Raw genomic sequence first — 24,644 nt, 5'->3', positions numbered from 1 at the left:
GCAAGGTATGTTCTAAAGCACCGTTCCGGTACGGAGACGCCGTACCGGGCACCCTGACGGAGGTAGAAGCAAGAATGAGCGATTACAAGACCGTCGTCGTCGGCACCGACGGATCGGAGTCCTCGCTGCACGCCGTGGCGCGTGCGGGCGGCATCTCCGGGGACAAGTCCAATCTGGTCATCGCCTGCGCCTACTTCCCGAACGACGGCAAGCTCGCCAGCGCGGCCACCGACACGCTCGGCGCCGATGCGTACCAGGTGATGGGCAGCTCGCCCACCGAGGAGATCCTCCGCAAGGCCAAGGAGCGGGCCAAGGCCGCCGGCGCCGCCGTGGTCGACACCCGCGCCGTCAAGGGCGCGCCGGTCGACGCTCTCCTGCAGCTCGTCACCGATGTCCAGGCCGATCTGCTGGTGGTGGGCAACAAGGGACTCAACTCCATCGCCGGGCGCCTGCTCGGTTCGGTCCCCGCGGACGTCGCCCGCAAGGCCGCCTGCGACGTCCTGATCGTCCACACCACCTAGCAGGCGACTCACTCGCCGGTCGAGCGAGCGTTCCTTTCGACCGCCGGGCCAGCGTCCCTCTTCGATGGTTGAGCGAGCGTCCACTTTCGACGGTTGAGCGAGCGTCCCCTTTCGATGGTTGAGCGAGCGCAGCCCTTCGACGGAGCTCAGGAACCACGAGTCGAAACCGAACCGTCCTCAGCCCTCCGGCAGATCTGAGAGCGCTGCCGGGAGTTCTCGTGCGTGCACCACCACGAGGCGCTGCGTCGCACGGGTGAGCGCCACGTACAGGTCGCTCAATCCCCTCGGCGACCCCTCCACCAGGTCGGCGGGCTCCACGACGACCACGTTGTCGAACTCGAGACCTTTGGCCGCGGTGAGCGGCAGCACCCGGACTCCGTCGTGGTCGTCCACGGCCAGCGCAGCGTCGGAGGCGGTGTCGGCGGCGAGGACCGCGGTCAAGCCCGGCCAGGCCGCCGAATGTGCGGTCCGTACGGCCGTCTCCAGGGCGGTGTGCTGCGAAGCGCGCACTGCATACGGCTCGATCCCGTTGCTGCGCAACGATTCCGGGGGGCTCTGGGCGGGATCGATCTCGGTGAGCAGCCGATTCGCGTATCGGGTGATCTCGGCCGGCGTCCGATAGTTCACCGTCAGCTCGCGCAGCCGCCACCGATCTCCGACGTACGACGAGAACAGCTCACGCCACGACGTCGTACCCGCCGGATCGCCGGTCTGCGCCGTGTCGCCGATCACCGTCATCCACCGGTTCGGTATGCGCCGCATGATCATTCGCCACGCCATTGACGAGAGCTCCTGCGCCTCGTCGACGATCACGTGGCCGAAGGTCCAGCTGCGGTCGGAGTAGGCTCGTTCGGCGGTCGTCCGGTACTCGACCACTTCCTGACGTTCGGCCAACTGCTCGGCGTCGATCAGGTCGTACGCCATCAGAAGCTCGGGGTCCATCTCGTCTTCGAGGTCCTGCGGCGCCGAACCCGTCAGAATGTCCAGTGCGTCCTGCGCTTCGGCTATGCGACGGCGCCACTGCGCACGCTGCTCGCGTTCTGCCTCGTCGGTGCGGTATCCGATCAACTCGGCGAGCTCGTCCAACAACGGCACGTCGGCCGGCGACATGTCGGCGTCCTCCGGCAGCGGGTGCGGCGCCCGTTGGAGTGCCGCGCGGTCGTCGTCCGTCCAACCCCTCGTCACCTTCTTGCGGAAGTCGCTGTCGGAGTAGAGATCCCGGAGCAGGCGCTGCGGGGTCAGCGTGGGCCAGAACTGCAGCACGGTGCGGACGACGTCGTCTTCGGCTTCGAGTTCGGTGCGGATGTCGTCGAGGTCGCCCGCCGTGAGCAACTGTGAACCGTCGAGCGTGGACGGGCCGAGTCGTCGGGCGTGGACGGCGGCGAGCTCGTCCAGGGCCGCGCGCAGAAAGGTGCGCTGAGCCAGGTTGTGCGGCCTCCGGGTGGAGCGGGCGGCGGCACGCGCCGCCTTGACGATCTCGCCGTCGACCGGGATCCGGTACCCGTCGAATTCGACCTCGAGACCGCGGGGCGGCAGTGATTCACGGGCCCGGACGGCAGCGCGGAGAACCGGCAGCATCCGCGCGGCGTCGCCCTTGAGTTCGGCGGTGCGCCGGTCGTCGCGGCCGGTCGCCCGGATTCCCGGAAACAGGTTGCCGACGGTGGAGAGCAGCACACCCGTTTCCCCGAGCGAGGGCAGCACCTGGGCGATGTAGTCCAGGAAGGTTTCGTTGGGGCCGATGATGAGCACACCGCTGCGCGACAGAGTGTCGCGGTGGGTGTAGAGGAGGTATGCGGCCCGGTGCAGCGCGACCGCGGTCTTGCCGGTGCCCGGACCGCCCTGCACCACCATGATCCCGCGCTGAGCGGCACGGATGATCTCGTCCTGCTCGCGCTGGATGGTCTCGACGATGTCGGTCATCTGGCCGGTGCGGGCGGCGTTGAGTGCCGCCACCAGGGCGCTCTCGTTCACCACGCTGGAGTCGTGCGCCTCGTCGGCGTCGATCTCGCCGGACAGGAGGTGCTCGTCGGAGACGCTGCGGACCGCGCGGGAGCGAGTCCGCAGGTGTCGTCGTCGTCGTACGCCCTCGGGAGCGGCAGGAGTGGCCAGATAGAACGGGCGCGAGAGCGGAGCACGCCAGTCGAGCAGAAGTGTGCTCACCTGATCGTCGTCGAGGATCCCCATGCGCCCGATCCGCTGCACGCCGCCGTTTTCGGCTTCGGGATCTTCCATGTCCAGCCGGCCGAAGTACAGGTTGTGCTCGGCGGCGTCGATCTGGGTGAGCATCTGCGAGTAGTGGCGCTCATAGGATTCGCGTTCCGACAGCGCCTGCGGGGTGCCGGCCGTCTCCAGCAGGGCGTCGGAGAGACGGCGGTTGGCGGTGGCGCGCATCCGGTCGAGCCGCCCGTAGACGACGTCCAGATGCACCTGTTCTTCGGCGAGGCGGGGATCGGGTGTCACAGTCGCTCCAGTGTACTGAGTCGGCACGGCCGACGCCGGGGACGCGAGATGCCCAGACGACGGCCGGCTGTCGCTGCGGGAGCGACAGCCGGCCGTGACGTCCGGTGCGGTGTGGTCAGCTCGCCTTCGCTGCGGCCTTCTTCGCCTTGGCGGCGGCCTTCTCCTGCGCCTTGCGGACGCGCCGAGCGACCTTGTGGCCGGCGTCGGCGACCTTCTGGCCGGCCTCCTCGGCCACCTCCGGCGCACGGTCGGCGACCGTACTCGCGAAGTCGGCGGCCTTCTCCTTGGCCTGTTCCGCCCCGGTCCGCGCCTTCTCGGCGACGACCGGAGCACGCTCGGCCACCTTGCCGGCGAGGTCCTCGGCACGCTGCTTCGCCTCGTCGGCGACGACGGGAGCGCGGTCGGCGAGCTTCAGTGCCGCTTCCTCGGCTCGATTGCGCGCCTTCTCGGCGACGATCGGTGCGTTCGCCTTGGCCTTGACCGCGGCCACCTCGGCCTTGCCCCGGGCCTTGTCGGCCAGGACTGCGGCGCGTTCGCCCAGATCGTGCAGGTCGTCGTGGCCGTCCTCGCGGGCGTGCGCCACCGCCGACGACCCGGCCTTGACCGCGATGGGCACGGCGAGCGCGGCGACGGGATGTCCGTGCGCTCGGAGCGTCTGTTTGGCGGCGCGCTTGGCCGCCTTCTTCGCCGCGCGCTTGCCGGCCTGGCCGGTCAGGGTCGCTTCCTTGGCGGCGATCTGCCCTGCGACCTTGGCTTCGGCGACTGCATGCCGCGTCCGCCAGGCGACCGACGGCTCACCGGCGGTGTCGGCGCTGGCGATGAGCACGCCGCCGAGCAGGCCGGCGTTCTTGATCAGACCCACCTTGCGCGCCTCGCGCCGCACCGGATCGGTTTCGGTGAAAAATGCGGCGTCGTACGCGGTGACCGGCAGCAGGGAGACGGCCAGGGCTCCGGACGCGACACGCGGCATCTTGCCGGTGGCCAGCAGCACGCCGCCGCCGACCTGCACCGCTCCGGCGATGCGCATCGCCGTCGCCGCGTTGGCGGGCAGCTTGTTCGACACCGGCGCAGGGAGTGCGTCACGGCCGGTGTCGACCATCGGCTGCACGGTCTCGGCGACCTGCGGCTTGGCGCGCAGCAGTTCGGCGCCGGAGGCGATGAACGCCGAGGCGAGCAGGGGGCGGGCGATCTTGCGGAGAATCACGTCGGGGGCCTTCCAGCGTTTGTTACGGGATCGGTTCCCACAGTATGCCTTGAATCTCTGGGGCAGTGCCGCCGATGTCACACTTCGGAGCTGATGGGTGTTCGTGGCGCGCTGCGTCACCGATTGCGGATTTTGTTGCCGAGAATGAAGCCGAAGAGGCCGATGAGAAACATGCCAAGTGCGGTCTCGACCACTAATAAGAGGTCGGCGCCATCTCCGGCATTCGTTTGGGCGACAGTCTCTTCCGAGTGCAGTCCGACGAACGCAGCGACACCCAACTCCGCAGCTTGGGGGAAGCTCGCGCCGAAGACGGACATGAGCACAGCTGTGACAGTGGCCATCAGCACCAGCCCGGTGGCCGCAATCCGGGCGAGCGACTCACCGTATCCGGTGACGTACTCGGCCACGCTGAGCCCGAGCCAACGGCGCCACTGGCGGTCGTCTCGCGCGATCCGGCGCTCCAATTGCTTGCGTCGCACGTAGGCCCATGCCTCTCCCTCGCCGTCACCTCGGGACGCGAAGTGCCCCGCGAGGTTTGCGTAGACCTCGGCGGCCTCGATACGGGCGCGCGCCAAGTTCCGCCGTCTTTGCGTCTGATCGGGTTCTTTGTGATCGTCGTCGTGGAACTCGACGAATGACTGAGGCAACTCCGGGAGTATCCGACCATTCAGCGACGGCCCGGCGACATTTCGGCGCGTAAGGTCAGATCCCGTGAAGTTGGTGCGATAGATCGAGGATTCTTCGAGATAGACGTCCTCGAGTGTGCATATTCCGTCGAACCGGGCACGATAGAAATCACACCGAGATACTTCGCTGTCCTTGAAGTTACAGGTCTCGAACACCGCGTACTTGAACAATGTATTCGTCAATCGCGCGCGGCGGAACTGCACGAAATTGAAGGTCGGGGGTACTTCTGGCCGGCGCATCCGGGGGTCGAGTCCGACCCGGCAGCTGAAGTCCACGCGGGTCAGTAAGGCCCGGTCAAAGCTACCGTGTTCGAATGAGATGTTGGTGAAGTCGACGTTTTCCAGTACTGCGTCACTGAAGTCGAAGCCGGACAGTGTGCAGGGAGCCAGCGCGCGAAACCAGACGTTCCGTAGCTGTAGTCCGGACCAGTTGCGTGTCGAAAGCTCGTCGTCCGGACCGATCACTACCTCGACATCGGACAGCACGCGATCATCGTTATGGGCGTGATGCGCCCCTTCTTCGGCTTCACGGAGTGAAACTTGTGCACGCCGCGGACAATTCGCGCCTGTCACTGCGCGAGCCCGTCGAGCAGGGGTGGCAGCTGATCAAACGAGCGAATGATCGGTACCGAAGCGGGTAGCCCGAGCTCCGTGTGCCCGTAAGGCGCCTCGTGCCGGATCAGGACGAATCGGCAGCCCGCGGCCATCGCGGCGACGTAGTCGTCGAGCGGATTGTCTCCGATATAGACGGCGTGCTCTGGCCGGACGCCGATGCTGTGCAGAACTCGCTCCAGCAAGAGCGGGTCGGGCTTGCCCCGCTCGATGTCGGATGAAAACAGAACGGCCGAGAACAGATCGTATAGACCTGCTTCTGAGAGCTCCCGCGCCGTGTAGATCCGTTGAGTATTGCTGGCTACCGCGACCAGGTAGTCGCGGCTCAACTCCTCGATAAACTGAGCGGTCCCGTCGTAGGGCTCACAATAGGTCGTCGCCGCGCGTCGGAACTCTTTAGCTGCCTCAGCGGCGAGCACGTCCGGATCAGCGCAGGTCGGGATCAGTGCTTCCACGAGCTGCCGATACACCAGCGCCATGTCGATGTCGGAGTGCACGTGGTCGACCCGCGTGAACTCTGCAGAAACGAGATCTGCCCGCTTGCTGCGCACCTCAGCGGCCGAGGCAGTCGCACCGGCGCGCTGCAGCACGGCAGCGAGTACTTCCCAGGGATGCTCTGGCTGCTCGTCGTCGTGAAAGCGGAGCAGAGTGCGAAACACATCGAAGACGACTGCGTCGATCCGTGGATCGACGGGATTGGGATTCGGCCCGTTCATCACCAGCCACGCTCGTGCCACTCGCCTACGTGCGGGCGTTCGGTGCCGAGCAGGGTGTCTTTGCCGTGCCCCGGATAGACGACGGTGTCGTCGCCGTACCGGCCGAAGATCTTGGTCTCGACATCGTTCAGCAGGACCTCGAAGTCGCCTGGCTGCCAAGTCTTTCCGACTCCGCCGGGAAACAGCGAGTCGCCCGTGAACAGGTGGACGCGACCGCCCCGCTCGGTCAGCGCCAGAGCGACCGAGCCTGGGGTGTGGCCGACGAGGTGGATGACGTCCAGGCTCAGGTCGCCCACAGTCACGGTGTCGCCGTCGCGCAACAAGCGATCCGGCGGCACCGGGAGCTCGGGCGCGTCGGCTTCGCCGGCGGCCGTCGAAACTGCCGTGGCGCGCTCGACGTCCGCGAGTGCCTGCCAGTGGTCGAAGTGCCCGTGGGTGGTGACGACCTGTGTCAGCGTGCCAGGGAGGACGGTGAGTAGCGCGAGGATCGAGTCCGGGTCGTTGGCCGCGTCGATCAGCAGACTGGTGCCCGTCGCGGTATCGGTCACCACGTAGACGTTGTTGTCCATCGGGCCGACCGAGAACTTCACGACCGTCGCGTTATCGAGCGTCCGCCGCTGCGCCCGGACGCCGTGATGCTCGTCGGCGGGGTGGACGTTGCCGGTGTATTCGTCGGAGATGTTGACCTCGATGCTCATGGTCTCCAGGGTAGTGACCGGCCGCATACCTATCCGCCCGCGGCGAGTCGGCGTCTGTCTGCTCACAGCGAAGGCGCTGGACCCGAGACTTGTCGTAGCCCCCGCGTACCCTGAATCGGCGGGGATGATTCACGTCTCCGCATACGTGGTGAACCCAGAGTTTGGTGAGGTAGGCAGTGGTTGATCGGCTGATCGTCCGGGGTGCTCGAGAGCACAATCTGCGCGGGATCGACGTCGATCTCCCGCGCGACTCGCTGATCGTCTTCACCGGCCTGTCCGGTTCGGGAAAGTCGTCGCTGGCGTTCGACACGATCTTCGCCGAGGGACAGCGCCGCTACGTCGAGTCGCTGTCGGCGTACGCGCGCCAGTTCCTGGGTCAGATGGACAAGCCCGACGTCGACTTCATCGAGGGTCTCTCGCCCGCGGTGTCGATCGATCAGAAGTCCACGAACCGCAATCCCCGGTCGACGGTGGGCACGATTACCGAGGTGTACGACTACCTCCGTCTCCTGTACGCGCGCGCGGGGACGCCACACTGCCCGGTCTGCGGTGAGCGAATCGCGCGCCAGACCCCGCAGCAGATCGTGGACCAGGTCCTGGAGATGGAGGAGGGCACCCGCTTTCAGGTGCTCGCCCCGGTGGTCCGCACGCGCAAGGGCGAGTTCGTCGACCTGTTCGCCGAATTGCAGACCCAGGGCTTCGCACGGGCCCGTGTCGACGGCGTCGTGCATCAGCTCGCCGACCCGCCGAAGCTGAAGAAGCAGGAGAAGCACGACATCGACGTCGTCGTCGACCGGCTAGTGGTGAAGCCGACCGCACGTCAGCGGCTCACCGACTCGGTGGAGACCGCGCTGCGCCTGGCCGACGGAATCGTGGTGCTCGACTTCGTCGACCGTCCCGAGGACGACGAGAACCGGACGCGCCGCTTCTCCGAGAAGATGGCGTGCCCCAACCAGCACCCGATCGCGATCGACGACCTCGAACCACGCAGCTTCTCCTTCAACTCGCCGTACGGCGCATGCCCGGTGTGCGACGGCCTGGGCGCGGCGAAGGAGGTCGACGAGTCGCTCGTGGTGCCCGACCCCGAGATGACCCTGGCCGAGGGCGCCATCGCCCCGTGGTCGGCCGGTCACAACGCCGAGTACTTCCAGCGGCTGATCGGCGGACTCGGCGAGCAGATGGGTTTCGACCTGGACACGCCGTGGAACCAACTGCCGCGCAACGCGCGTAAGGCGCTGCTCGAGGGCTCCGACCACCAGGTGCACGTCAAGTTCCGCAACCGGTACGGCCGTACGCGCAGCTACCACACCGAGTTCGAGGGCGTGATGGCGTTCCTGACGCGCCGCGCCGACGCCACCGAGTCCGAGCAGATGAAGGAGCGCTACGAGGGGTACATGCGCGACGTCCCCTGTCCGGCGTGCTCGGGGACGCGGCTGCGCCCCGAGATCCTCTCGGTGACCCTGCACAACCCGGAGATGGGGGACTACTCGATCGCCGACGTCACGGCCCTTTCGGTGGCCGAGTGCGCCGAGTACCTGAACGGCCTGCAGCTCGGCGAGCGGGAAGCGGCCATCGCCGGCCGCGTGCTCAAGGAGGTCCAGGCCCGCATCACCTTCCTACTCGACGTCGGGCTCGAGTACCTGTCGCTCTCGCGGGCGGCGGGCTCGCTGTCCGGCGGCGAGGCGCAGCGCATCCGGCTCGCCACCCAGATCGGCGCGGGCCTGGCCGGGGTGCTGTACGTGCTCGACGAGCCGTCGATCGGTCTGCATCAGCGCGACAACCGGCGACTCATCGACACGCTGGTACGGCTGCGCGATCTGGGCAACACGCTGATCGTCGTCGAGCACGACGAGGACACCATCGCCGCGGCGGACTGGATCGTCGACATCGGCCCGCGCGCCGGCGAGCACGGCGGCCAGGTGGTGCACAGCGGCAGTTACCAGGGGCTGCTGAAGAACAAGGAGTCGCTCACCGGTGCGTATCTGTCCGGGCGCAAGTCCCTCGAGGTGCCCGCTCTGCGCCGGCCGATCGACAAGAAGCGTCAGCTGACCGTCGTCGGCGCCACCGAGAACAACCTTCGCGGGATCGACGTGAACTTCCCGCTGGGGGTGCTCACGGCGGTCACGGGAGTGTCCGGCTCGGGCAAGTCCACCCTGGTGAACGACATCCTCGCGACGGTGCTGGCCAACAAGCTCAACGGCGCCCGGCAGGTGCCCGGTCACCACACGCGGATCACCGGCCTGGAGCACCTGGACAAGCTGGTGCAGGTGGACCAGTCGCCGATCGGCCGGACCCCTCGCTCCAACCCCGCCACCTACACCGGGGTGTTCGACAAGATCCGCACGCTGTTCGCCGCGACCACGGAAGCCAAAGTGCGCGGGTACCAGCCGGGCCGCTTCTCGTTCAACGTCAAAGGCGGTCGCTGCGAGGCGTGCATGGGCGAGGGCACCATCAAGATCGAGATGAACTTCCTGCCGGACGTGTACGTTCCGTGCGAGGTGTGCCACGGCGCCCGGTACAACCGGGAGACGCTCGAAGTGCACTACAAGGGCAAGACCATCTCCGAGGTGCTCGACATGCCGATCGAAGAGGCCGCCGAGTTCTTCGAGCCGGTCACCTCGATCCACCGGTACCTCAAGACGCTGGTCGACGTCGGCCTCGGCTACGTCCGGCTCGGACAGCCCGCGCCGACCCTGTCCGGCGGCGAGGCCCAGCGCGTCAAGCTCGCCGCTGAACTGCAGAAGCGGTCCACCGGACGCACCGTGTACATCCTCGACGAGCCGACCACGGGACTGCACTTCGAGGACATCCACAAACTGCTGCTGGTGATCAACGGTCTGGTCGAGAAGGGGAACACGGTGATCGTGATCGAGCACAACCTCGACGTGATCAAGACCGCCGACTGGATCATCGACATGGGACCCGAAGGCGGGAGCGGCGGCGGCACCGTGGTGGCGCAGGGGACGCCGGAGGACGTCGCCGCGACACCCGGCTCGCACACCGGCGGATTCCTGCGCGCGCTGCTGCCCGCCGAGGAGGAGGCCGGCTGATCAGCGGGTCCGCGACCAGCAGTGCGATGCGCCAGGGCTACGGTCGCCACGAACCCGCTTGACCGTGCACGGCGTGGTTCATCCGGTTCCACGAGTTGATCTGGCCGACGGCGACGATCAGTGCAGCGAGCTGATCGGCGTCGAACGCACCGGCCGCCCGCTCCCACAGGTCGTCGCCGAGCGCTTCGGGGCGGCCGGGCAGCAGCGTCAACTCTTCGGTCACGTCGAGGGCGATCCGCTCGGTCTCGGAGTAGTAGAGTGCGTGCCGCCAGACGCCGACCGCGAACAGCTTCTCGTCGCTGGCGCCGAACCGGCGGCCCAGCCGCCAGTGACCGTCGACGCAGACGGCGCAGTGGTTGAGCTGGCTGGCGCGTAGCTGCACCAGTTCGACGAGTTCGGCGGGCAGGCCGGTCGCGAGGACGGCGTCGTTGATCGCCTGCAGCGCGTCGGCGACGCCGGGGAGCACATAGGCGGGGCTGGTCATTCGGGCAGACATGGACATGTTCTCCTCTGTTCGCGCGGGGCTGTCACATCCGTCGTCGTCGCCCCGTCATATCTCTGACGGGAGAACCCGCCAGAATGTGACAGGACAGAGGGAGAGACCGATGGAACCGGCGGAATTCGAGAGCGCACGACCCCGGCTCGTCGCTCTGGCGACCAGGATGCTCGGGTCGCGCGACGATGCCCTCGACGCGGTCCAGGAGACCTGGCTGCGAGCATCGCGCGCGGACACGGGCGACGTCGCCAACCTCGACGGCTGGCTGACGACCGTGACGTCGAGGCTCTGCCTGGACATGCTGCGGGCCCGGCGGATCGTCGACGACGTCGACGACGTCGAGGTGGCCGCCGCCGGACCCGGTCCCGACGAGCTCGCCGCGCTGGCCGACTCCGTCGGTGCCGCGCTGAGCGCGGTGCTCGACGAGCTGGGTACCGCGGAACGGGTGGCGTTCGTGCTGCACGACGTGTTCGCCGTCCCGTTCGACGAGGTCGCGTCCGTGCTCGGCAAGTCGCCTGCGGCCACCCGCCAGCTGGCGTCACGCGCGCGCCGACGGCTCGCCGGCCGGGACGATCCGGCATCGAGCGCGGCGACGGCGGGCGCACCGGCCGTGTCGGCGTTCATCGCGGCCTCGCGCGACGGCGATTTCGACGCCCTGGTGCGCCTGCTCGACCCCGACGCGGTCTACCGCACCCACACCGACGACGGCACCAGTGCGCTCGCCGGTGGAACGGCGATCGCCGAAGCCTTCCGCGGCCGTGCCGTGACCGCGTACGTCGCGCTGCTCGACGGACTGGTCGGGATCGCGGTCCCGACCGCGAACGGGGTGCTGCTGGCCACTGAACTCACCTTCGGCGCGGACGGCCGGATCGTCGGAATCGAGACGACGATGCGCCGCGCGGAGCTGGACGCGATGGAGATCAGGCCCTTCGGCACGGTCGACGCCCCGAGATGATGTGGCGTCGTCGGACGCTCCCGCCCGCACAGCGCAGTCACCGCGAGCGCGGTCACCGGGGAGTGGGGCGCGTGTCGGGGCCGGGCTTCGTCCACTCCAGCGTGTAGCGGAACGCCAAACGGCGGCGCAGGCGTGCACCGGCTAGCTCTCGAGTGACGACGTCGCGGATCGCGTCGAAGGTCAGTTCAGGTTCGGCGACCGGGAACGGGTCTCCGACCGGAGGCGTGCGTAGCGCACGCGGGTGCTTCATCACGCCGATGAGCGGGTTGGTGACCGACGACGCGGCATCCCAGAGGAAGTCTCGCGCGGACTCGGATCGGGCCAGTCCGACCACGAGGAGGCGCCCCCGCGGCGCCAGGATGCGGCGTACGTGAGGGAGGGTCTCGTCGAGGTCCAAATGGTGCAGCACGGCGACCATGGTGAGGAGGTCGGCGCCCGGTTCGAGTTCGCCGAGTGACCGGCCGTCGACGAGGACGTTCGGCAGGTGGGCGCAACGATCGGCGGCGGCGTGCCGCATCCCGGTGTCCAGGTCGGTGCCTTCGACTCGAGTGAACTCAGGCGACAGCCGGGAGAGGAGTTCACCCCGACCGCAGCCGACGTCGATCGCCAGGTCCCGGCGTTGCGGGAGGCGGCGCAGGATCCACCCGTGGAAACGGTCGTTGTGGCTCCACGGATGCCGGGCGTTGAAGCGGCTCAGCGCGGAACCGGCGGCCCCGCCGATCGACCGGAGATCCATGCCCGCCGACGCTACCCGAGTCACCGCCCAGTCGGCTGTGCTCCAGGCTTACGCCTTGACCGGGCCGGTCTGCTTCTCGCCGGGGCCGTCGCCGGGTTCGTCCGGGTACGCGCTGGCCTCCCGGAAGGCCAGCTGCAGCGCCTTGACGCCGTCCTGGATCGGCTTGCGATGCAGGCCGAGGTCCCCGGCGGACGCGGTCACCAGGCCGGCGAGGGCAGTGATCAGGGCGCGGGCTTCAGGCAGATCGCGGTACTGTTCGTCACCGCCGGCCTCCGGGCCGATCTTCTCGGCGGCGGCGCTCATCAACATCACCGCGGCCCGCGAGATCACCTCGATCGCGGGGATGGTCGCCAGCTCGCGAACCTGCTGGTCGTCGGACGGCTGGGCGGCACCCGGCCCGTCGGCGGCGCTCCCGGCGTCGGACGGATCGGTCAAGTGGGAATCTGCGCTCACGACTGTTAGACTGACACAGCATGACCGCCCTGGCTCTGCCGGGGTAGCAAGAGGATCTTCGAATCCCACCGTCCGACGCGGACGCCTCTCGCAGGTGAAACGTTGTTTGACGGTTCCGGTCACGTCATCGTTCCCGGCGATGCGGCACGTGCCCCGATACGGAGCACGGCCCGCCGACGACGACGTTCTCGGCTCGAACCCTCTCAGCTATCTCGCACCGCCTTGCCGGTCGGCAGAGTACACACTGATCGAGGAGGCCACATCAGCACCGAGACCCGCATCAACGACCGCATCCGCGTTCCCGAAGTCCGTCTCGTCGGACCCGGGGGAGAGCAGGTGGGGATCGTGCGTGTTGAGAATGCGCTCCGCCTGGCTGAAGAAGCCGACTTGGACCTGGTGGAGGTCGCGCCCGACGCGCGCCCGCCGGTGTGCAAGATCATGGACTACGGCAAGTTCAAGTACGAGGCGGCACAGAAGAAGCGCGAGTCGCGCAAGAACCAGCAGATGACCGTCATCAAGGAGCAGAAGCTCCGCCCGAAGATCGACGACCACGATTACGAGACCAAGAAGGGTCACGTCATCCGGTTCCTCGAAGCGGGTTCCAAGGTGAAGGTCACCATCATGTTCCGCGGCCGCGAGCAGTCCCGTCCCGAGCTGGGCTACCGGCTGCTGCAGCGCCTGGGCAACGACGTCGCCGAGTACGGCTTCGTCGAGACCTCGGCCAAGCAGGACGGACGCAATATGACTATGGTCCTGGCCCCGCACAAGGGCGCCAAGACCCGGGCCCAGGCCAAGCAGTCCGCCGCGGACTCCTGAGCCTGGCCCACCCCGCACCCCACTCACGCGGAGTCGTTCGCCGTGCCGATGATCGGTACGGCGGATGAACTTCGCCCGAATGAAGGAAACCCATGCCGAAGAGCAAGACTCACAAGGGCACCGCGAAGCGTTTCAAGGTGACCGGCAGCGGCAAGATCGTCCGCCAGAAGGCCGGCAAGCGCCACCTGCTCGAGCACAAGTCCTCGCGCGTCACGCGTCGCCTGGACGGCACCACCGTGGTGAGCGAGGCCGACGCCCCGCGCATCAAGCGCCTGCTGAACAAGTGACCTCTTTCCAGACGATTTCGTAAGTAGTTAAGGACCAGATACTCATGGCACGTGTGAAAAGGGCCGTCAACGCCCAGAAGAAGCGCCGCTCCATCCTCGAGGCCTCGAAGGGCTACCGCGGTCAGCGTTCGCGCCTCTACCGCAAGGCCAAGGAGCAGCAGCTCCACTCGATGACCTACGCCTACCGCGACCGCAAGGCGCGCAAGGGCGAGTTCCGCAAGCTGTGGATTCAGCGCATCAACGCTGCGGCCCGAGCCAACGACATCACCTACAACCGCTTCATCCAGGGCCTCAAACTCGCGGGTGTCGAGGTGGACCGCAAGGTGCTGGCCGATCTGGCCGTCACCGACCCGACCGCGTTCGCCGGTCTGGTCGAGGTGGCCCGCAAGGCGCTTCCGGCCGACGTGAACGCTCCGGCCGCCTGATCACTCCGATCGGCGACCTATTCCCGAAACGACCCGCGATGGATGTTCTGACCGAACGTTCCTCGCGGGTCGTTTCGTTGGCGAAGCTGCATCGCGCATCGGTACGACGATCCGCCGGCACCTTTCTGGCCGAGGGCGCCAACGCCGTCGACGCCGCGTTGGCGACCGGTCGTGCCGAGCGTCTGCTCGTGCGCGACGACGACGCCGCCCGTCACACAGACCTGATCGACCGTGCGGAGGCAGCCGGTCTGCCCGTGCATCCGCTGACCGAACGCGCCGCCGACAAGCTGGCCGAGACCACCACCTCGCCGGGGATCTTCGCCGTCTGCCGATTGCTCACCCGATCGCTCGACGACGTGGACCTGACCGGTGACGGCTTCGTGGTCGCGGCCGTGGAACCGCGCGAGCCCGGAAACGCGGGCACCCTGATCCGCTGTGCCGACGCGATGGGGGCCACGGCGGTGCTCCTGCTCGGGGACGCGGTCGACCCGCACAACGGCAAATGTGTCCGCGCCAGCGCCGGGAGCGTCTTCCACGTGCCGCTGGTCGTCGAACGCGACGTCACGGCCGGCCTGGACCGGCTGACCGGGGCCGGGCGGCTCACACTGGCCACCACGATGGACGGCGAGGTCCCGCTGCCTGAAGCCGGCGAGCTGCTGGCCCGGCCGCACGCCTGGCTGTTCGGCAACGAGGCGCACGGACTGGGCGAGCGAGAGCTGGCCGCCGCCGACCACCGGGTCTCCATCCCGATCCGCGGACGGGCCGAGAGCTTGAACCTGGCGGCGGCGAGCGCGATCTGCCTTTACGCGAGCGCCGCCGCCGGTCCGACCGTCACTCGGTCGGGAGATTGACCTGCGTGGGCGTCAGCACCTTGTCCCCGGTGCTGCCGTTGCCCACCTGACCGGCCCGGTTGAAGCCCCAGCAGAAGTACTGCTCGTCGGAGGTCGCGCACGTGGTGCTGGTGCCGGTCACCACCGCGGTGACCTTGCCCAGCCCGTTCACCTCGGTCGGTGCGGTGACGGTCGAGGTGCCGTCGGGGCCGCCCGCCTGACCGAACTGGTTGTTGCCCCAGCAGTAGGCGGCGTCGTCGGCCGTCGCACACATGGTGTCGACGTCGGTGCTGACGGTGTGCACCTTCTCGGGCAGACCCTCCACCTTGGCCGGGAGCTTCTGCGGGTCCAGCTTGGCGCCGTCGGCGTCGAACTTGGCGCCCCAGCAGTACACCTCGCCGTCGGCGACGGCGCAGACCTGCGTGAACTGGAGGCTGCTGTCGGAGTCCCGGGAGCGGTGCGTTCCCGTGCCCACCGAGATCGACGAGACGTTCTCGAGGTTGTTCACCTTGAGCGGGGTGGTGCTGCGCGTGCCGGTGCTCCCGTTGCCGAGCTGGGCGTCGTAGTTGTCGCCCCAGCAGTACGCTTCCTTCTGCTTGGTGACGGCGCAGGTGTTGCCCGCCCCGACCGAGATCGACTCGGCGTCGCTGATGCCGTTGACCTGCGTCGGTCGCTTGAGTTCTTCGCCGCTGTCGCCGCTGCCGCCGCCCTCGCCGCGCGAGTTCCAGCCCCAGCAGTAGACGTCGCCGTCGGAGATGGCGCAGGTGGTGTACTTGTCGGTGCTGATCGCGGTGACGGTGCCGAGCCCGCTCACCTTGGTCGGTACGCTGCTGTCGCTGTTGCCGCCGTTGCCCAGGGCGCCGAAGAGTCCGGCCCCCCAGCAGTAGGCGTCGCCTTCGGCCACGGCGCACGCGGTGACCGCACCGGGTCCGGTGGACGAGGAGTAGCCGCCGAGCGAGATCGCGGTGACCTCCTTCAGGTGGTTGACCTTGGCCGGGGTGGTGCGCTCGTTTTCGCCGCCGTCGCCCAGCTGACCGTTCTCGTTGCTGCCCCAGCAGTAGAGTTCGGCGTTCTGAATCACACAGGTGGTGCCTCGGATGGTGTCCATCTGGGCCTGGGTCGCGGCGGTCGGCACCGGGGCCGGCGGCGGGTCGGACTTCGGCCACCACAGCGGAGAGGTCGCGGCGATCGCGATGATGGCCACTGCGGCCACCGCCATACCGATCCACAGCCCCTTCTTGCTCTTCTGCTGCGGTGCGGCGCCGTAGGGTGCCGGAGTCCCCGGTTGGCTGCCCTGACCGGGGAAACCGCCGAGCGGCTGCCAGGCCGTCTGCGGGCCGGTGGCGCCGGGGTGCGTCAGGGGAGTGGTGCCCGGGTACTGACCGGGGAAGGACTGCTGGCCGGGCTGGGATGCGAATCCCGGGTGCGACTGCTGCCCGGGGAAGGACTGGTAGCCGGGCTGAGACTGCTGCCCGGGGAACGACTGCTGACCGCTGCCCGGGTATGAGCCGCCCGCCGACGGATGGGAGGGTGCCGAAGGATGGGAGCCGTGCCCGGCGCCGACCGGCGGAACGGGGGCGACGGCAGTGGCCGTGCCGGACTGCGTCTGCCCGAGCGCGCGCTGCAGGTCGGCGGCGAACTCCTTGCAGTTCGGGTAGCGGGCCGCCGGGTCCTTGGACATGGCCCGAGCCAGCACCGGTGCCAGCGGGGCGAGGTCGGGGCGGAGATGCGCGATCGACGGAGTCGGCTGCTGCAGGTGGGCCATCATGATCGCCGCGGACGTGTCGCCCTGGAACGGCGGGGTGCCGGCCAGCAGCGTGTAGGTGGTGCACGCGAGTCCGTACTGGTCGGACCGGGCACCGGCGTTCTGCCCGGAGATGATCTCCGGGGCGGTGTAGGCCATGGTGCCGACCACCGAGTTGGCCGCGGTGAGCTGCGGCGAGTCCGACAACCGTGCGATGCCGAAGTCGAGGACGACGGCGCGGCGCAGCGCGCCGCTCTCGTCCCGGGTGATCACGATGTTGGCGGGTTTGATGTCGCGATGGACCACCTGGCGGTTGTGCGCGTAGTCGAGAGCATCCGCGACCTGGTTCACCACGGTCACTACCTCGGCGGCGGTCAGCCGCACCGAGGCGAGGTCGGGGCCGTCGAGGTAGCTCATGGTGAACCACGGGGAGTCGTCCTCCACTCCGTAGGCGTACACCGTGATGATGCTCGGGTGATCGAGGGCGGCGGCGGTGCGGGCCTCGTTGGTGAAGCGCTGCTGGAAGTCGGCGTTCGACGCGCCCCCGACAGAGATCACCTTCATGGCCTCGCGGCGATGCAGATGGGGGTTCTCGACGATGTAGACGTCACCCATCGCGCCGGAGCCGAGCTGAGCGACGACGCGGTAGCCGGCGATGAGTGAACCGGGTGCGACAGGCACGATTCCTCCTAGTAGCGAGTGAACGGGGGTCGAGGTGTGAGACAAACGTACCGTGGCAGGGCACCCGACGACTGCACCCGGCGCGCCGATCGGGGGATATTCGAGTACATCCCCCGGTGTGAATTGAGTAGATGTACCTGGCGCGACGCGAGCGGCGCGCGCCGTCGTGGCGGCCGCGACGGACCGCCACGACGAGTCCCCTCGCGCGCTCAGCGGTTCGCCGCGTGGATCGGCGGGCGCCGACCAGCCCAAGGCAGGGCATTCTCCAACTGGGCGGACAACCGGAGGAGCAGGTCCTCCGAGCACATGGGACCGGCGAGCTGGATCCCGATCGGAAGGCCGCCGGTGGACTGTGCCAGGGGCAGACTGATTCCCGGGGTGCCTGTGGCGTTGAGCAACGGCGTGAAAGAACAGTGGTCGAAAATGCGCCGCGTCCAGCCCTCGGCGTCGAGGTCCGCGTCGGCGTCGAGTACGCCCAGGGCCGGCGCCGGCGTGTTGGTGGTCGGGGTCAGCAGCACGTCGTACTCGGTGAAGAACCGCCCCAGTTCTCGCGAGACGGTATTGCTCGACTGCGCGTGCGTGAGGGAACCGGCCGGTGGTGGTCGCTTGAGGCGCGATCGACGCGTGACGCCGTGATCGTGCGGTTGACTCCCCGCGTGGTTCCGGACGGGTTGACCGCCCGTGAGCTAGACGTCGTCGGCCTCGTGTCCCGGGGCTGGTCGAACGAGCGGATCGCGGGGGTGCTGGCTGTGACTCCCCGCACAGTGCGGGCGCACGTCGAGTCTGCGTTAGCCAAGACTCGCGCGGACAACCGCACGGCGCTGACTCGGCTGGCGTGTGCGCGCGATCTCGATACCCTCACTGCCTTTGCCGCCTCGGCGTGATTGCGGTCGGGCGGTTCCTCCGCGGGCAGGTCGCCGACCGTCGGCGAGGTCGTCTAACCTGGACGAGCATGTCAACTTGACGACGAGGAGTCCCGGACCGGTGCCTGCCAACCCGCACGAGAATGAGTTTCCGTCTGCGGACGAGTTGACTGTCGCGGTGACCGCTGCGGTCGCCGCCTTCGACGAGGCTGCTGACCTGCAGGCGCTCGCCGGGGCGAAGACCGAGCATGTCGGCGACCGTTCGCCGGTGGCGCTCGCGCGCCGGGCGCTGGGGTCGCTGCCCAAGGACCAGCGGGCCGCGGCGGGCAAGCTGGTGAACGAGGTCCGCGGTCAGATCGCGTCGGCCCTGGAGGAGCGCACCGCGGAGCTGACCGCCGAGCGCGATGCGCAGGTGCTCGTCGCCGAGACGATCGATGTCACCCTGCCGGCGGCGCGACGTCGTGCCGGGGCCCGCCACCCGATCACGGTGATCGCCGAGCAGGTGGCCGACGTGTTCATCGGGATGGGATGGGAGATCGCCGAGGGGCCGGAGGTGGAGACCGAGCATCACAACTTCGACGCCCTGAACTTCCTGCCGGACCACCCGGCCCGCTCCATGCAGGACACCTTCTACATCGCACCGGAAGGATCGCGACAGGTATTGCGCACGCACACCTCGCCGGTGCAGGTGCGGTCCATGCTCAGCCGGGAAGTGCCGATCTACGTCGCCTGTCCCGGACGGACTTTCCGCACCGATGAGCTCGACGCCACGCACACCCCGGTCTTTCATCAGATCGAGGGCCTGGCCGTCGACAAGGGCCTGACGCTGGCGAATCTGCGGGGCACCCTGGAGACGTTCGCCAAGGCGCTGTTCGGCCCGGAGACCACCACGCGCATGCGTGCCAGCTACTTCCCGTTCACCGAGCCGTCCGCCGAGGTGGACGTCTGGTTCCCGGGCAAGAAGGGCGGACCCGGGTGGGTCGAATGGGGCGGCTGCGGCATGGTCAATCCGAACGTGCTGCGGGCCAGCGGCATCGACCCCGACGTCTACAGCGGCTTCGCCTTCGGCATGGGTCTGGAACGCACTCTGCAGTTCCGGAACGACCTGCCCGACATGCGCGACATGGTCGAGGGCGACGTTCGATTCACCCTTCCCTTCGGCGTGGCACTCTGACCGCTCAGCCGGCGCCCGTCCACGTCCTCCGCACTGACACCGTCCTCCGCACTGACACCGAAAGAAGTTTCCCGTGCGTCTCTCCCAGTCCTGGCTGACCGAAGCACTGCAGGCCGGCGCCCCCGGCTGGTCGGCGCCGACCGACCAGATCGATGCCGGTTTCGTCCGCGTCGGCTTCGAGATCGAGGAGATCGAGCAGTTCCCGGAGATCACCGGCCCGCTGGTGATCGGTCGGGTCAGCGCGATCGAAGAGCTCACCGAGTTCAAGAAGCCCATCCGGTTCTGTCAGGTCGACGTCGGCGGTGCGAACGGGACCGGCGAGCCGCAGAGCATCGTCTGCGGCGCGCGGAACTTCGCCGAGGGCGATCTCGTCGTGGTCGCACTGCCCGGATGCGTGCTGCCCGGCGGCTTCGAGATCGGGGCTCGCAAGACTTACGGCAAGCTGTCGGCCGGCATGATCTGTTCGGTGTCGGAGCTCGGCATCGGCAACGACCACTCCGGGATCCTGGTGCTGGCGCCGGGCACTGCCGAGCCGGGAGCCGGCGCGTACGACGTGCTGGGCCTCGACGACGCGGCCATCGAAGTCAACGTGACCCCCGACCGGGGCTATGCCTTCTCCATGCGCGGCCTGGCCCGCGAGCTGGCCAGCGCCTTCGCGCTGGACTACGTCGACCCGGCCCTCTCGTCGGATCTTTCGCCGGTTGACCGTGCGGACCTTTCGCCGGTTGAGCGAGCGGACCTTTCGACGGTTGAGCGAGCGGACCTTTCGCCGGTTGAGCGAGCGGACCTTTCGCCGGTTGAGCGAGCGAAGCGAGTCGAAACCACCCCCTGGCCGGTACTGCTCGACGACGACAGCGACGCCACCCGCTACACCGCCCGGGTGATCGAGGGCGTGGACGCGGCGGCGATCTCGCCGTGGTGGATGGTCAAGCGCCTGATGGTCGCCGGGATCCGGCCGATCTCGGCGATCGTCGACGTCACCAACTATGTGATGATCGAGCTCGGCCAGCCGCTGCACGCGTTCGACGCCGACAAGGTGCGCGGCGCCGTCGTCGTGCGTGCGGCGAAGCCGGGGGAGAAGCTGACCACTCTCGACGGGGTCGAGCGCACCCTGGATCCCGAAGACGTGGTGATCGCCGACGACTCCGGCCCGATCGCGCTCGCCGGTGTGATGGGCGGCGCGGCGACCGAGGTCTCCGACTCCACGACGCGGATTCTGTTGGAGGCGGCAGATTTCGATCAGGTCCGGGTGTTCCGCACCGGCAAGCGCCACAAGCTGAGTTCGGAGGCGGCCAAGCGTTTCGAGCGGCTCGTCGATCCGGAGATCACCGCGGTGGCCTCCGATCGGGCCGCGCGGTTGATCACCGAGATCGCCGGCGGCGTGGTCGCCGGTCCTCTTACCGACGTGCGCGCCGAGACGGCGCCCTCGCCCACGATCGTGATCGACGCGGATCTGCCCGACCGCATCGCCGGAGTGCGCTACCCCGAGGGCACCACCGTCGCCCGTCTGCGCGAGGTCGGCTGCTCTCTCGAGGAGAGCGACCCGCTGATCGTCACTCCGCCGTCGTGGCGCCCCGATCTCACCCAGCCGGCCGACCTCGTCGAGGAGGTCCTGCGCCTGGAGGGGCTCGAGGACATTCCTGCGGTGCTGCCGAGTGCGCCGGGCGGGACCGGTCTCACACCGCGGCAGCGTCGTCGTCGTGCGGTGGGAATCGCGCTGGCCGCCGACGGATTCGTCGAGGTGCTGCCGTATCCGTTCATGCCCGCCGGCGTCTTCGACCAGTGGGGTCTGGACGACGACGACCCGCGCCGGGACACCGTGCAGGTGCTCAATCCGCTCGAGGCCGATCGCCCCGAACTCAACACCACGCTGCTGCCGGGGCTGCTGGAGATGACCTCCCGGAACCTCGCTCGCGGAAATCGCGATCTGCAGCTCTACGCCGTCGGACAGGTGGTCCTGGGAGGGGAGCGCGGGCCGGTGGTCCCGGTGCTCGACGTCACGCGCCGTCCGTCTGACGACGAACTCGCCGCGCTCGACGCCTCCCTGCCGATGCAGCCGGTCCAGGTGGCCGCGGTGTTGACCGGGCTGCGCGAGGCCGCCGGTCCGTGGGGGACCGGCCGGGCCGCGGACGCTTACGACGCCTTCGAGGCGGCGCGCACCGTCGCCCGTGCCGCGGGAGTGGAACTGACGTTCACGGCCGCTCAGCACCTGCCCTGGCACCCGGGCCGCTGTGCGCGACTGGAGGTGGACGGTCGCACGGTCGGCTACGCCGGTGAACTGCACCCGGCGGTGCTCGAGCGCGCCGGACTCCCGGCTCGCCTGTGTGCACTGGAGATCGACGTGGACGCACTGCCGCTGCGCACGGTGCTGCCCTCGCCGCAGGTCTCACCATTCCCCGCCGTCCTGCAGGACGTGAATGTGGTGGTGCCGCAAGAGGTTCCGGCTCAACTGGTGCAGGAGTCGCTGGCCGAGGGCGCCGGAGAGCTGCTCGAAGCGATCTCGCTCTTCGACGTGTTCTCCGGCGAGCAGGTGGGTGAGGGCAACAAGTCGCTCACCTTTGCTCTGACCTTCCGGGCCGCCGACCGCACGCTGACCGAGGATGAGGCCAACGCCGCCAAGCTGGCCGCGGTCGCGCATGCGGGAGAGGCGGTCGGCGCGCGCATGCGCTGATCGGATCCAGCGATGCGCACCTTCCTGATCCCGGTCATCGGGCTCGCCCTCGTCGGACTGCTGACGTATTGGCTGCATCGGCGATTGGTGGTGGCCACCGGCCTGCGGGGTGGTTGGGCCCGCGTCGCCGACGGGGTGCTGGTGGTCGGTGCAGTCCTGGGCGTGACTGCCTTTGCCGTCGGCGGCGCCCTGAATCCGGCGTGGGCCCGTCCGATCGGCTTCCTCGGGTTCGTCTGGTGGGCGGTGCTCTTCTACCTCATCCTCGGTGTGGCGCTGATCGGGCTCGTGTCACTGGTCATTCGCGGCATCGCGGCGACTCGCGGCGTCGAGTCGTCGGCGTCGCGCGACCTTCGGGGGCGCTGGGTGGCGTGGTCGTCGGCGGCGCTGGTGGTGATCGTGGCGGTGACCGTCGGCTACGGACTGTTCGAGGCATCTCGCCCGCAGATCAGCGAGCAGCACGTCGCCGTCTCCGGACTGCCCGAGCAGTTCGACGGGATGCGGATCGCGCTGATCACCGACCTCCACGTGGGCCCGGCACGCGGGGCGGCCTTCACCCGCAAAGTGGTCGACGAGACCAACGCACAGAAGCCCGATCTGATCATCCTCGGCGGCGACTTGGCCGACGGGACCATCGAGCACGTGGGTCGTGATCTGGAACCGCTGCGCGACCTGCGGGCGCCCCTCGGCGTCTTCGGCGTGAGCGGCAACCACGAGTACTACGCCGACGACGGCGGATCCTGGCTCGACTTCTGGGAGACGCTCGGCATCCGGCCGCTGCGGAACGAGACGGTGGCGATCCACCGTGACGGGGCGACCCTCGATCTGGCGGGAGTCTACGACGCGACCGCGCCGGATCCGTGGGAGCCTGATCCGGACAAGGCACTGAGCGGTCGCGACGAAGGACGGGTGCTGATCTATCTCGCGCACCAGCCGTTGCAGGCCGACGACGTCCAGGGACGCGGTGTGGATCTGCAGTTGTCCGGCCACACCCATGGCGGCCAGCTGTGGCCGTTCGGTTACGCGGTCTCCGTGGCGCAGCCGGTGGTCACGGGCCTGAAGAATGTCGGGGATGTACCGGTCTACGTCTCCCGGGGCGCCGGCGCGTGGGGTCCGCCGGTCCGCGTGATGGCTCCGCCGGAGATCACGATGATCACGCTGCGGCGGACGTCCACGAGCTGAGCGGCGCGAAGGCCGTCAGCCCTCCATGGTCAGGTCCGCGCCGAGCCAATGCTCCGGTGTCATGACGACGGTGATGGACTCGCCCAGCTGTGCCTCGGCGAACTGAAGGTAGCCGTCGAGCGCCGGGCCCGACAGGTAGCGCGCCGCGATCGTGCGCAGCGCCCGATCTTTGCAGGTGCCCGGGTCCTCGACCACCTCAGCAGATCATCGACCGCGAGCTGCCGCGGTGGAAGCTTCTCAGCCACGCCACCCCGTTGTGAATTAATTTGCACTGTTATGCATAATGATTGCATGACGACAGTGCGGATTGCCGTGGCGGGAGCGAGTGGCTATGCGGGCGGCGAGATCCTTCGCCTTCTCTGCGGTCACCCGCGACTGGCCTCCGGAGAGCTCGAGATCGGTTCCCTGACCGCCGGCGGCAATGCCGGAACCCGGCTCGGTGAGCATCATCGCCACCTGCTGCCGCTCGCCGATCGCGTGCTCGAAGAGACCACACCGGAGGTTCTCGCCGGCCACGACGTCGTCTTCCTCGGTCTGCCGCACGGGCAGTCCGCCGAGATCGCCAACGCACTTCCGCCGTCGACCCTGATCGTCGACTGCGGCGCCGACTTCCGGCTGCAGGACGCGGGCGAGTGGGCCCACTACTACGGCGGCGAGCACGCCGGCGCGTGGCCGTACGGCATACCCGAGCTGCTCGTCGATCCGTCGACGGGGCGCAAGGGACGGCACGAGTTGTCCGGCGCCTCCCGGATCGCGGTTCCCGGCTGCTATCCGACGGTTTCGATTCTGACTCTGGCGCCGGCACTGGCCGCGGAACTGGTCGAGCCGCGCGTTCAAGTGGTCGCGCTCACCGGCGCCTCCGGCGCGGGCAAGGCGCCCAAGGTGCAGTTCCTCGCCTCGGAAGTGATGGGGTCGGCGCGGGCCTACGGCGTCGGCGGGGTCCACCGGCACACCCCCGAGATGATCCAGGCGCTGTCGGCGGCCGCGCGGCAGCCCGTCGAGGTCTCGTTCACCCCGGTCCTGGCGCCGATGTCGCGGGGCATTCTCGCGACCTGCACCGCGCGTCTCGCGGGTGGGACGACGCTGGACCAGGTGCGGGCCGCGTACACGCAGGCCTACGACGACGAGCCCTTCGTTCATGTGCTGCCGGACGGTGAGTTTCCCGAGACAGGTGCGGTGGTCGGCAGCAACGCGATCCAGATCGGGCTGGCGGTCGACGAGCGGGCCGGCCTGCTGGTGGCGGTCGGCGCCGTGGACAATCTGACCAAGGGCACCGGCGGGGGTGCCGTGCAATCGATGAACCTGGCCCTGGGCTGGGGCGAGACCGAAGGACTGAGCATCGTGGGAGTGGCGCCGTGAGCGAGTCAGTGCAGACCCTCGTCGAGGC

The 24,644-nt window shown here is 68.6% G+C and carries 22 protein-coding genes and 1 pseudogene; 12 read left to right on the top strand and 11 right to left on the bottom strand.

Annotated elements, in window-relative coordinates; all coding sequences use genetic code 11:
* Window positions 1–74 precede the first annotated feature (74 nt).
* Window positions 75–521 (top strand): universal stress protein, encoded by a 447-nt coding sequence (locus tag C6V83_RS12235; protein ID WP_105942625.1) that lies wholly within the window; start codon window positions 75–77, stop codon window positions 519–521.
* Between the two features lie 177 nt (window positions 522–698).
* Here the strand turns inward: C6V83_RS12235 and C6V83_RS12230 are convergent, their stop codons facing one another.
* The 5 genes from C6V83_RS12230 to C6V83_RS12210 form a co-directional block, all read right to left on the bottom strand.
* Window positions 699–2,981 carry a HelD family protein gene (locus C6V83_RS12230; protein ID WP_105942624.1) on the bottom strand — a complete coding sequence of 761 codons (2,283 nt, stop codon included), beginning with the start codon at window positions 2,979–2,981 and terminating at the stop codon, window positions 699–701.
* Window positions 2,982–3,096: 115 nt separating this feature from the next.
* On the bottom strand, window positions 3,097–4,185 hold the full coding sequence (locus C6V83_RS12225; protein WP_159067511.1) for a DoxX family protein: 1,089 nt from the start codon (window positions 4,183–4,185) through the stop codon (window positions 3,097–3,099).
* A 116-nt stretch (window positions 4,186–4,301) separates the two neighbouring features.
* Window positions 4,302–5,357, bottom strand: a complete 1,056-nt coding sequence (locus C6V83_RS12220) for a pentapeptide repeat-containing protein (protein WP_105942622.1) — start codon at window positions 5,355–5,357, stop codon at window positions 4,302–4,304.
* A gap of 83 nt (window positions 5,358–5,440) precedes the next feature.
* Entirely contained in the window at window positions 5,441–6,199 is a 759-nt protein-coding gene (locus C6V83_RS12215; RefSeq protein WP_159067510.1) for an HAD family hydrolase, read from the bottom strand.
* Window positions 6,199–6,897 carry an MBL fold metallo-hydrolase gene (locus tag C6V83_RS12210; protein WP_105943914.1) on the bottom strand — a complete coding sequence of 233 codons (699 nt, stop codon included), beginning with the start codon at window positions 6,895–6,897 and terminating at the stop codon, window positions 6,199–6,201. The genes C6V83_RS12215 and C6V83_RS12210 overlap by 1 nt, the downstream gene beginning before the upstream one ends.
* A 176-nt stretch (window positions 6,898–7,073) precedes the next feature.
* Here C6V83_RS12210 and uvrA point away from each other — a divergent pair, with 176 nt between their 5' ends.
* Window positions 7,074–9,947 carry an excinuclease ABC subunit UvrA gene (uvrA, locus tag C6V83_RS12205; protein ID WP_105942620.1) on the top strand — a complete coding sequence of 958 codons (2,874 nt, stop codon included), beginning with the start codon at window positions 7,074–7,076 and terminating at the stop codon, window positions 9,945–9,947.
* 37 nt (window positions 9,948–9,984) lie between these two features.
* Here uvrA and C6V83_RS12200 read toward each other — a convergent pair whose 3' ends face one another.
* Window positions 9,985–10,443: a carboxymuconolactone decarboxylase family protein gene (locus tag C6V83_RS12200; protein ID WP_199832507.1), complete on the bottom strand. Its 459-nt coding sequence runs from the start codon at window positions 10,441–10,443 to the stop codon at window positions 9,985–9,987.
* Between the two features lie 109 nt (window positions 10,444–10,552).
* On the opposite strand from C6V83_RS12200, the gene C6V83_RS12195 reads away from it, so the two are divergent.
* Window positions 10,553–11,398 carry a sigma-70 family RNA polymerase sigma factor gene (locus C6V83_RS12195; protein WP_105942618.1) on the top strand — a complete coding sequence of 282 codons (846 nt, stop codon included), beginning with the start codon at window positions 10,553–10,555 and terminating at the stop codon, window positions 11,396–11,398.
* A gap of 52 nt (window positions 11,399–11,450) precedes the next feature.
* Here C6V83_RS12195 and C6V83_RS12190 read toward each other — a convergent pair whose 3' ends face one another.
* Complete coding sequence (locus tag C6V83_RS12190; RefSeq protein ID WP_105942617.1) at window positions 11,451–12,134, bottom strand: class I SAM-dependent methyltransferase; 684 nt, start codon at window positions 12,132–12,134, stop codon at window positions 11,451–11,453.
* A gap of 48 nt (window positions 12,135–12,182) precedes the next feature.
* The gene (locus C6V83_RS12185) at window positions 12,183–12,587 is read right to left on the bottom strand and encodes a DUF1844 domain-containing protein (RefSeq protein WP_105942616.1); all 405 of its coding nucleotides are present in this window, start codon (window positions 12,585–12,587) and stop codon (window positions 12,183–12,185) included.
* Between the two features lie 222 nt (window positions 12,588–12,809).
* Between C6V83_RS12185 and infC the strand changes: the two genes are divergently transcribed.
* The 4 genes from infC (at window position 12,810) to C6V83_RS12165 (ending at window position 14,966) form a co-directional block, all read left to right on the top strand.
* Window positions 12,810–13,403 carry a translation initiation factor IF-3 gene (gene infC, locus C6V83_RS12180; RefSeq protein ID WP_105942615.1) on the top strand — a complete coding sequence of 198 codons (594 nt, stop codon included), beginning with the start codon at window positions 12,810–12,812 and terminating at the stop codon, window positions 13,401–13,403.
* Between the two features lie 92 nt (window positions 13,404–13,495).
* Window positions 13,496–13,690: a 50S ribosomal protein L35 gene (rpmI, locus tag C6V83_RS12175; RefSeq protein ID WP_105942614.1), complete on the top strand. Its 195-nt coding sequence runs from the start codon at window positions 13,496–13,498 to the stop codon at window positions 13,688–13,690.
* A gap of 44 nt (window positions 13,691–13,734) precedes the next feature.
* Window positions 13,735–14,115 carry a 50S ribosomal protein L20 gene (rplT, locus tag C6V83_RS12170; RefSeq protein ID WP_105942613.1) on the top strand — a complete coding sequence of 127 codons (381 nt, stop codon included), beginning with the start codon at window positions 13,735–13,737 and terminating at the stop codon, window positions 14,113–14,115.
* 38 nt (window positions 14,116–14,153) lie between these two features.
* Window positions 14,154–14,966: a TrmH family RNA methyltransferase gene (locus C6V83_RS12165; protein WP_105942612.1), complete on the top strand. Its 813-nt coding sequence runs from the start codon at window positions 14,154–14,156 to the stop codon at window positions 14,964–14,966.
* On the opposite strand, the gene C6V83_RS12160 is transcribed toward C6V83_RS12165, so the two are convergent.
* Together C6V83_RS12160 and C6V83_RS12155 are read right to left on the bottom strand one after the other, a co-directional pair.
* A complete protein-coding gene (locus C6V83_RS12160) occupies window positions 14,947–17,370 on the bottom strand; it encodes a protein kinase domain-containing protein (RefSeq protein ID WP_105942611.1) in 2,424 nt (807 codons plus the stop codon). The genes C6V83_RS12165 and C6V83_RS12160 overlap by 20 nt on opposite strands.
* A 209-nt stretch (window positions 17,371–17,579) precedes the next feature.
* A pseudogene (locus C6V83_RS12155) lies at window positions 17,580–17,933 on the bottom strand (amidase family protein); the annotation flags it as partial.
* 12 nt (window positions 17,934–17,945) lie between these two features.
* Between C6V83_RS12155 and C6V83_RS12150 the strand changes: the two are divergent.
* The 4 genes from C6V83_RS12150 to C6V83_RS12135 all read left to right on the top strand — a co-directional run bounded on the left by C6V83_RS12150 (window position 17,946) and on the right by C6V83_RS12135 (window position 23,257).
* On the top strand, window positions 17,946–18,254 hold the full coding sequence (locus tag C6V83_RS12150) for a response regulator transcription factor (protein WP_267893953.1): 309 nt from the start codon (window positions 17,946–17,948) through the stop codon (window positions 18,252–18,254).
* 100 nt (window positions 18,255–18,354) lie between these two features.
* Complete coding sequence (gene pheS / locus C6V83_RS12145) at window positions 18,355–19,407, top strand: phenylalanine--tRNA ligase subunit alpha (protein ID WP_105942609.1); 1,053 nt, start codon at window positions 18,355–18,357, stop codon at window positions 19,405–19,407.
* 73 nt (window positions 19,408–19,480) lie between these two features.
* A complete protein-coding gene (gene pheT / locus C6V83_RS12140) occupies window positions 19,481–22,078 on the top strand; it encodes a phenylalanine--tRNA ligase subunit beta (RefSeq protein WP_105942608.1) in 2,598 nt (865 codons plus the stop codon).
* A gap of 12 nt (window positions 22,079–22,090) precedes the next feature.
* A complete protein-coding gene (locus C6V83_RS12135) occupies window positions 22,091–23,257 on the top strand; it encodes a metallophosphoesterase (RefSeq protein WP_105942607.1) in 1,167 nt (388 codons plus the stop codon).
* 15 nt (window positions 23,258–23,272) lie between these two features.
* Here the strand turns inward: C6V83_RS12135 and C6V83_RS12130 are convergent, their stop codons facing one another.
* Complete coding sequence (locus tag C6V83_RS12130; RefSeq protein WP_199832506.1) at window positions 23,273–23,452, bottom strand: hypothetical protein; 180 nt, start codon at window positions 23,450–23,452, stop codon at window positions 23,273–23,275.
* Between the two features lie 81 nt (window positions 23,453–23,533).
* Between C6V83_RS12130 and argC the strand changes: the two genes are divergently transcribed.
* On the top strand, window positions 23,534–24,616 hold the full coding sequence (gene argC / locus C6V83_RS12125; RefSeq protein ID WP_105942606.1) for an N-acetyl-gamma-glutamyl-phosphate reductase: 1,083 nt from the start codon (window positions 23,534–23,536) through the stop codon (window positions 24,614–24,616).
* Window positions 24,617–24,644: the final 28 nt, after the last annotated feature.

The sequence above is a fragment of the Gordonia iterans genome, from assembly GCF_002993285.1.
In the GTDB taxonomy this organism is placed as follows: Bacteria; Actinomycetota; Actinomycetes; order Mycobacteriales; family Mycobacteriaceae; genus Gordonia; species Gordonia iterans.
Note: the sequence above shows the minus strand (reverse complement) of the source record. Positions and strands in the feature narration are given on the sequence as shown.

Bases quoted from the DNA above. Each gene is read 5' to 3' on its own strand.
- C6V83_RS12235 (WP_105942625.1), top strand. From the start codon at position 75: ATGAGCGATTACAAGACCGTCGTCGTCGGCACCGACGGATCGGAGTCC.
- C6V83_RS12215 (WP_159067510.1), bottom strand. From the start codon at position 6,199: ATGAACGGGCCGAATCCCAATCCCGTCGATCCACGGATCGACGCAGTC.
- C6V83_RS12210 (WP_105943914.1), bottom strand. From the start codon at position 6,897: ATGAGCATCGAGGTCAACATCTCCGACGAATACACCGGCAACGTCCAC.
- C6V83_RS12200 (WP_199832507.1), bottom strand. From the start codon at position 10,443: ATGTCTGCCCGAATGACCAGCCCCGCCTATGTGCTCCCCGGCGTCGCC.
- C6V83_RS12195 (WP_105942618.1), top strand. From the start codon at position 10,553: ATGGAACCGGCGGAATTCGAGAGCGCACGACCCCGGCTCGTCGCTCTG.
- C6V83_RS12190 (WP_105942617.1), bottom strand. From the start codon at position 12,134: ATGGATCTCCGGTCGATCGGCGGGGCCGCCGGTTCCGCGCTGAGCCGC.
- rpmI (WP_105942614.1), top strand. From the start codon at position 13,496: ATGCCGAAGAGCAAGACTCACAAGGGCACCGCGAAGCGTTTCAAGGTG.
- rplT (WP_105942613.1), top strand. From the start codon at position 13,735: ATGGCACGTGTGAAAAGGGCCGTCAACGCCCAGAAGAAGCGCCGCTCC.
- C6V83_RS12165 (WP_105942612.1), top strand. From the start codon at position 14,154: ATGGATGTTCTGACCGAACGTTCCTCGCGGGTCGTTTCGTTGGCGAAG.
- C6V83_RS12135 (WP_105942607.1), top strand. From the start codon at position 22,091: ATGCGCACCTTCCTGATCCCGGTCATCGGGCTCGCCCTCGTCGGACTG.
- argC (WP_105942606.1), top strand. From the start codon at position 23,534: ATGCATAATGATTGCATGACGACAGTGCGGATTGCCGTGGCGGGAGCG.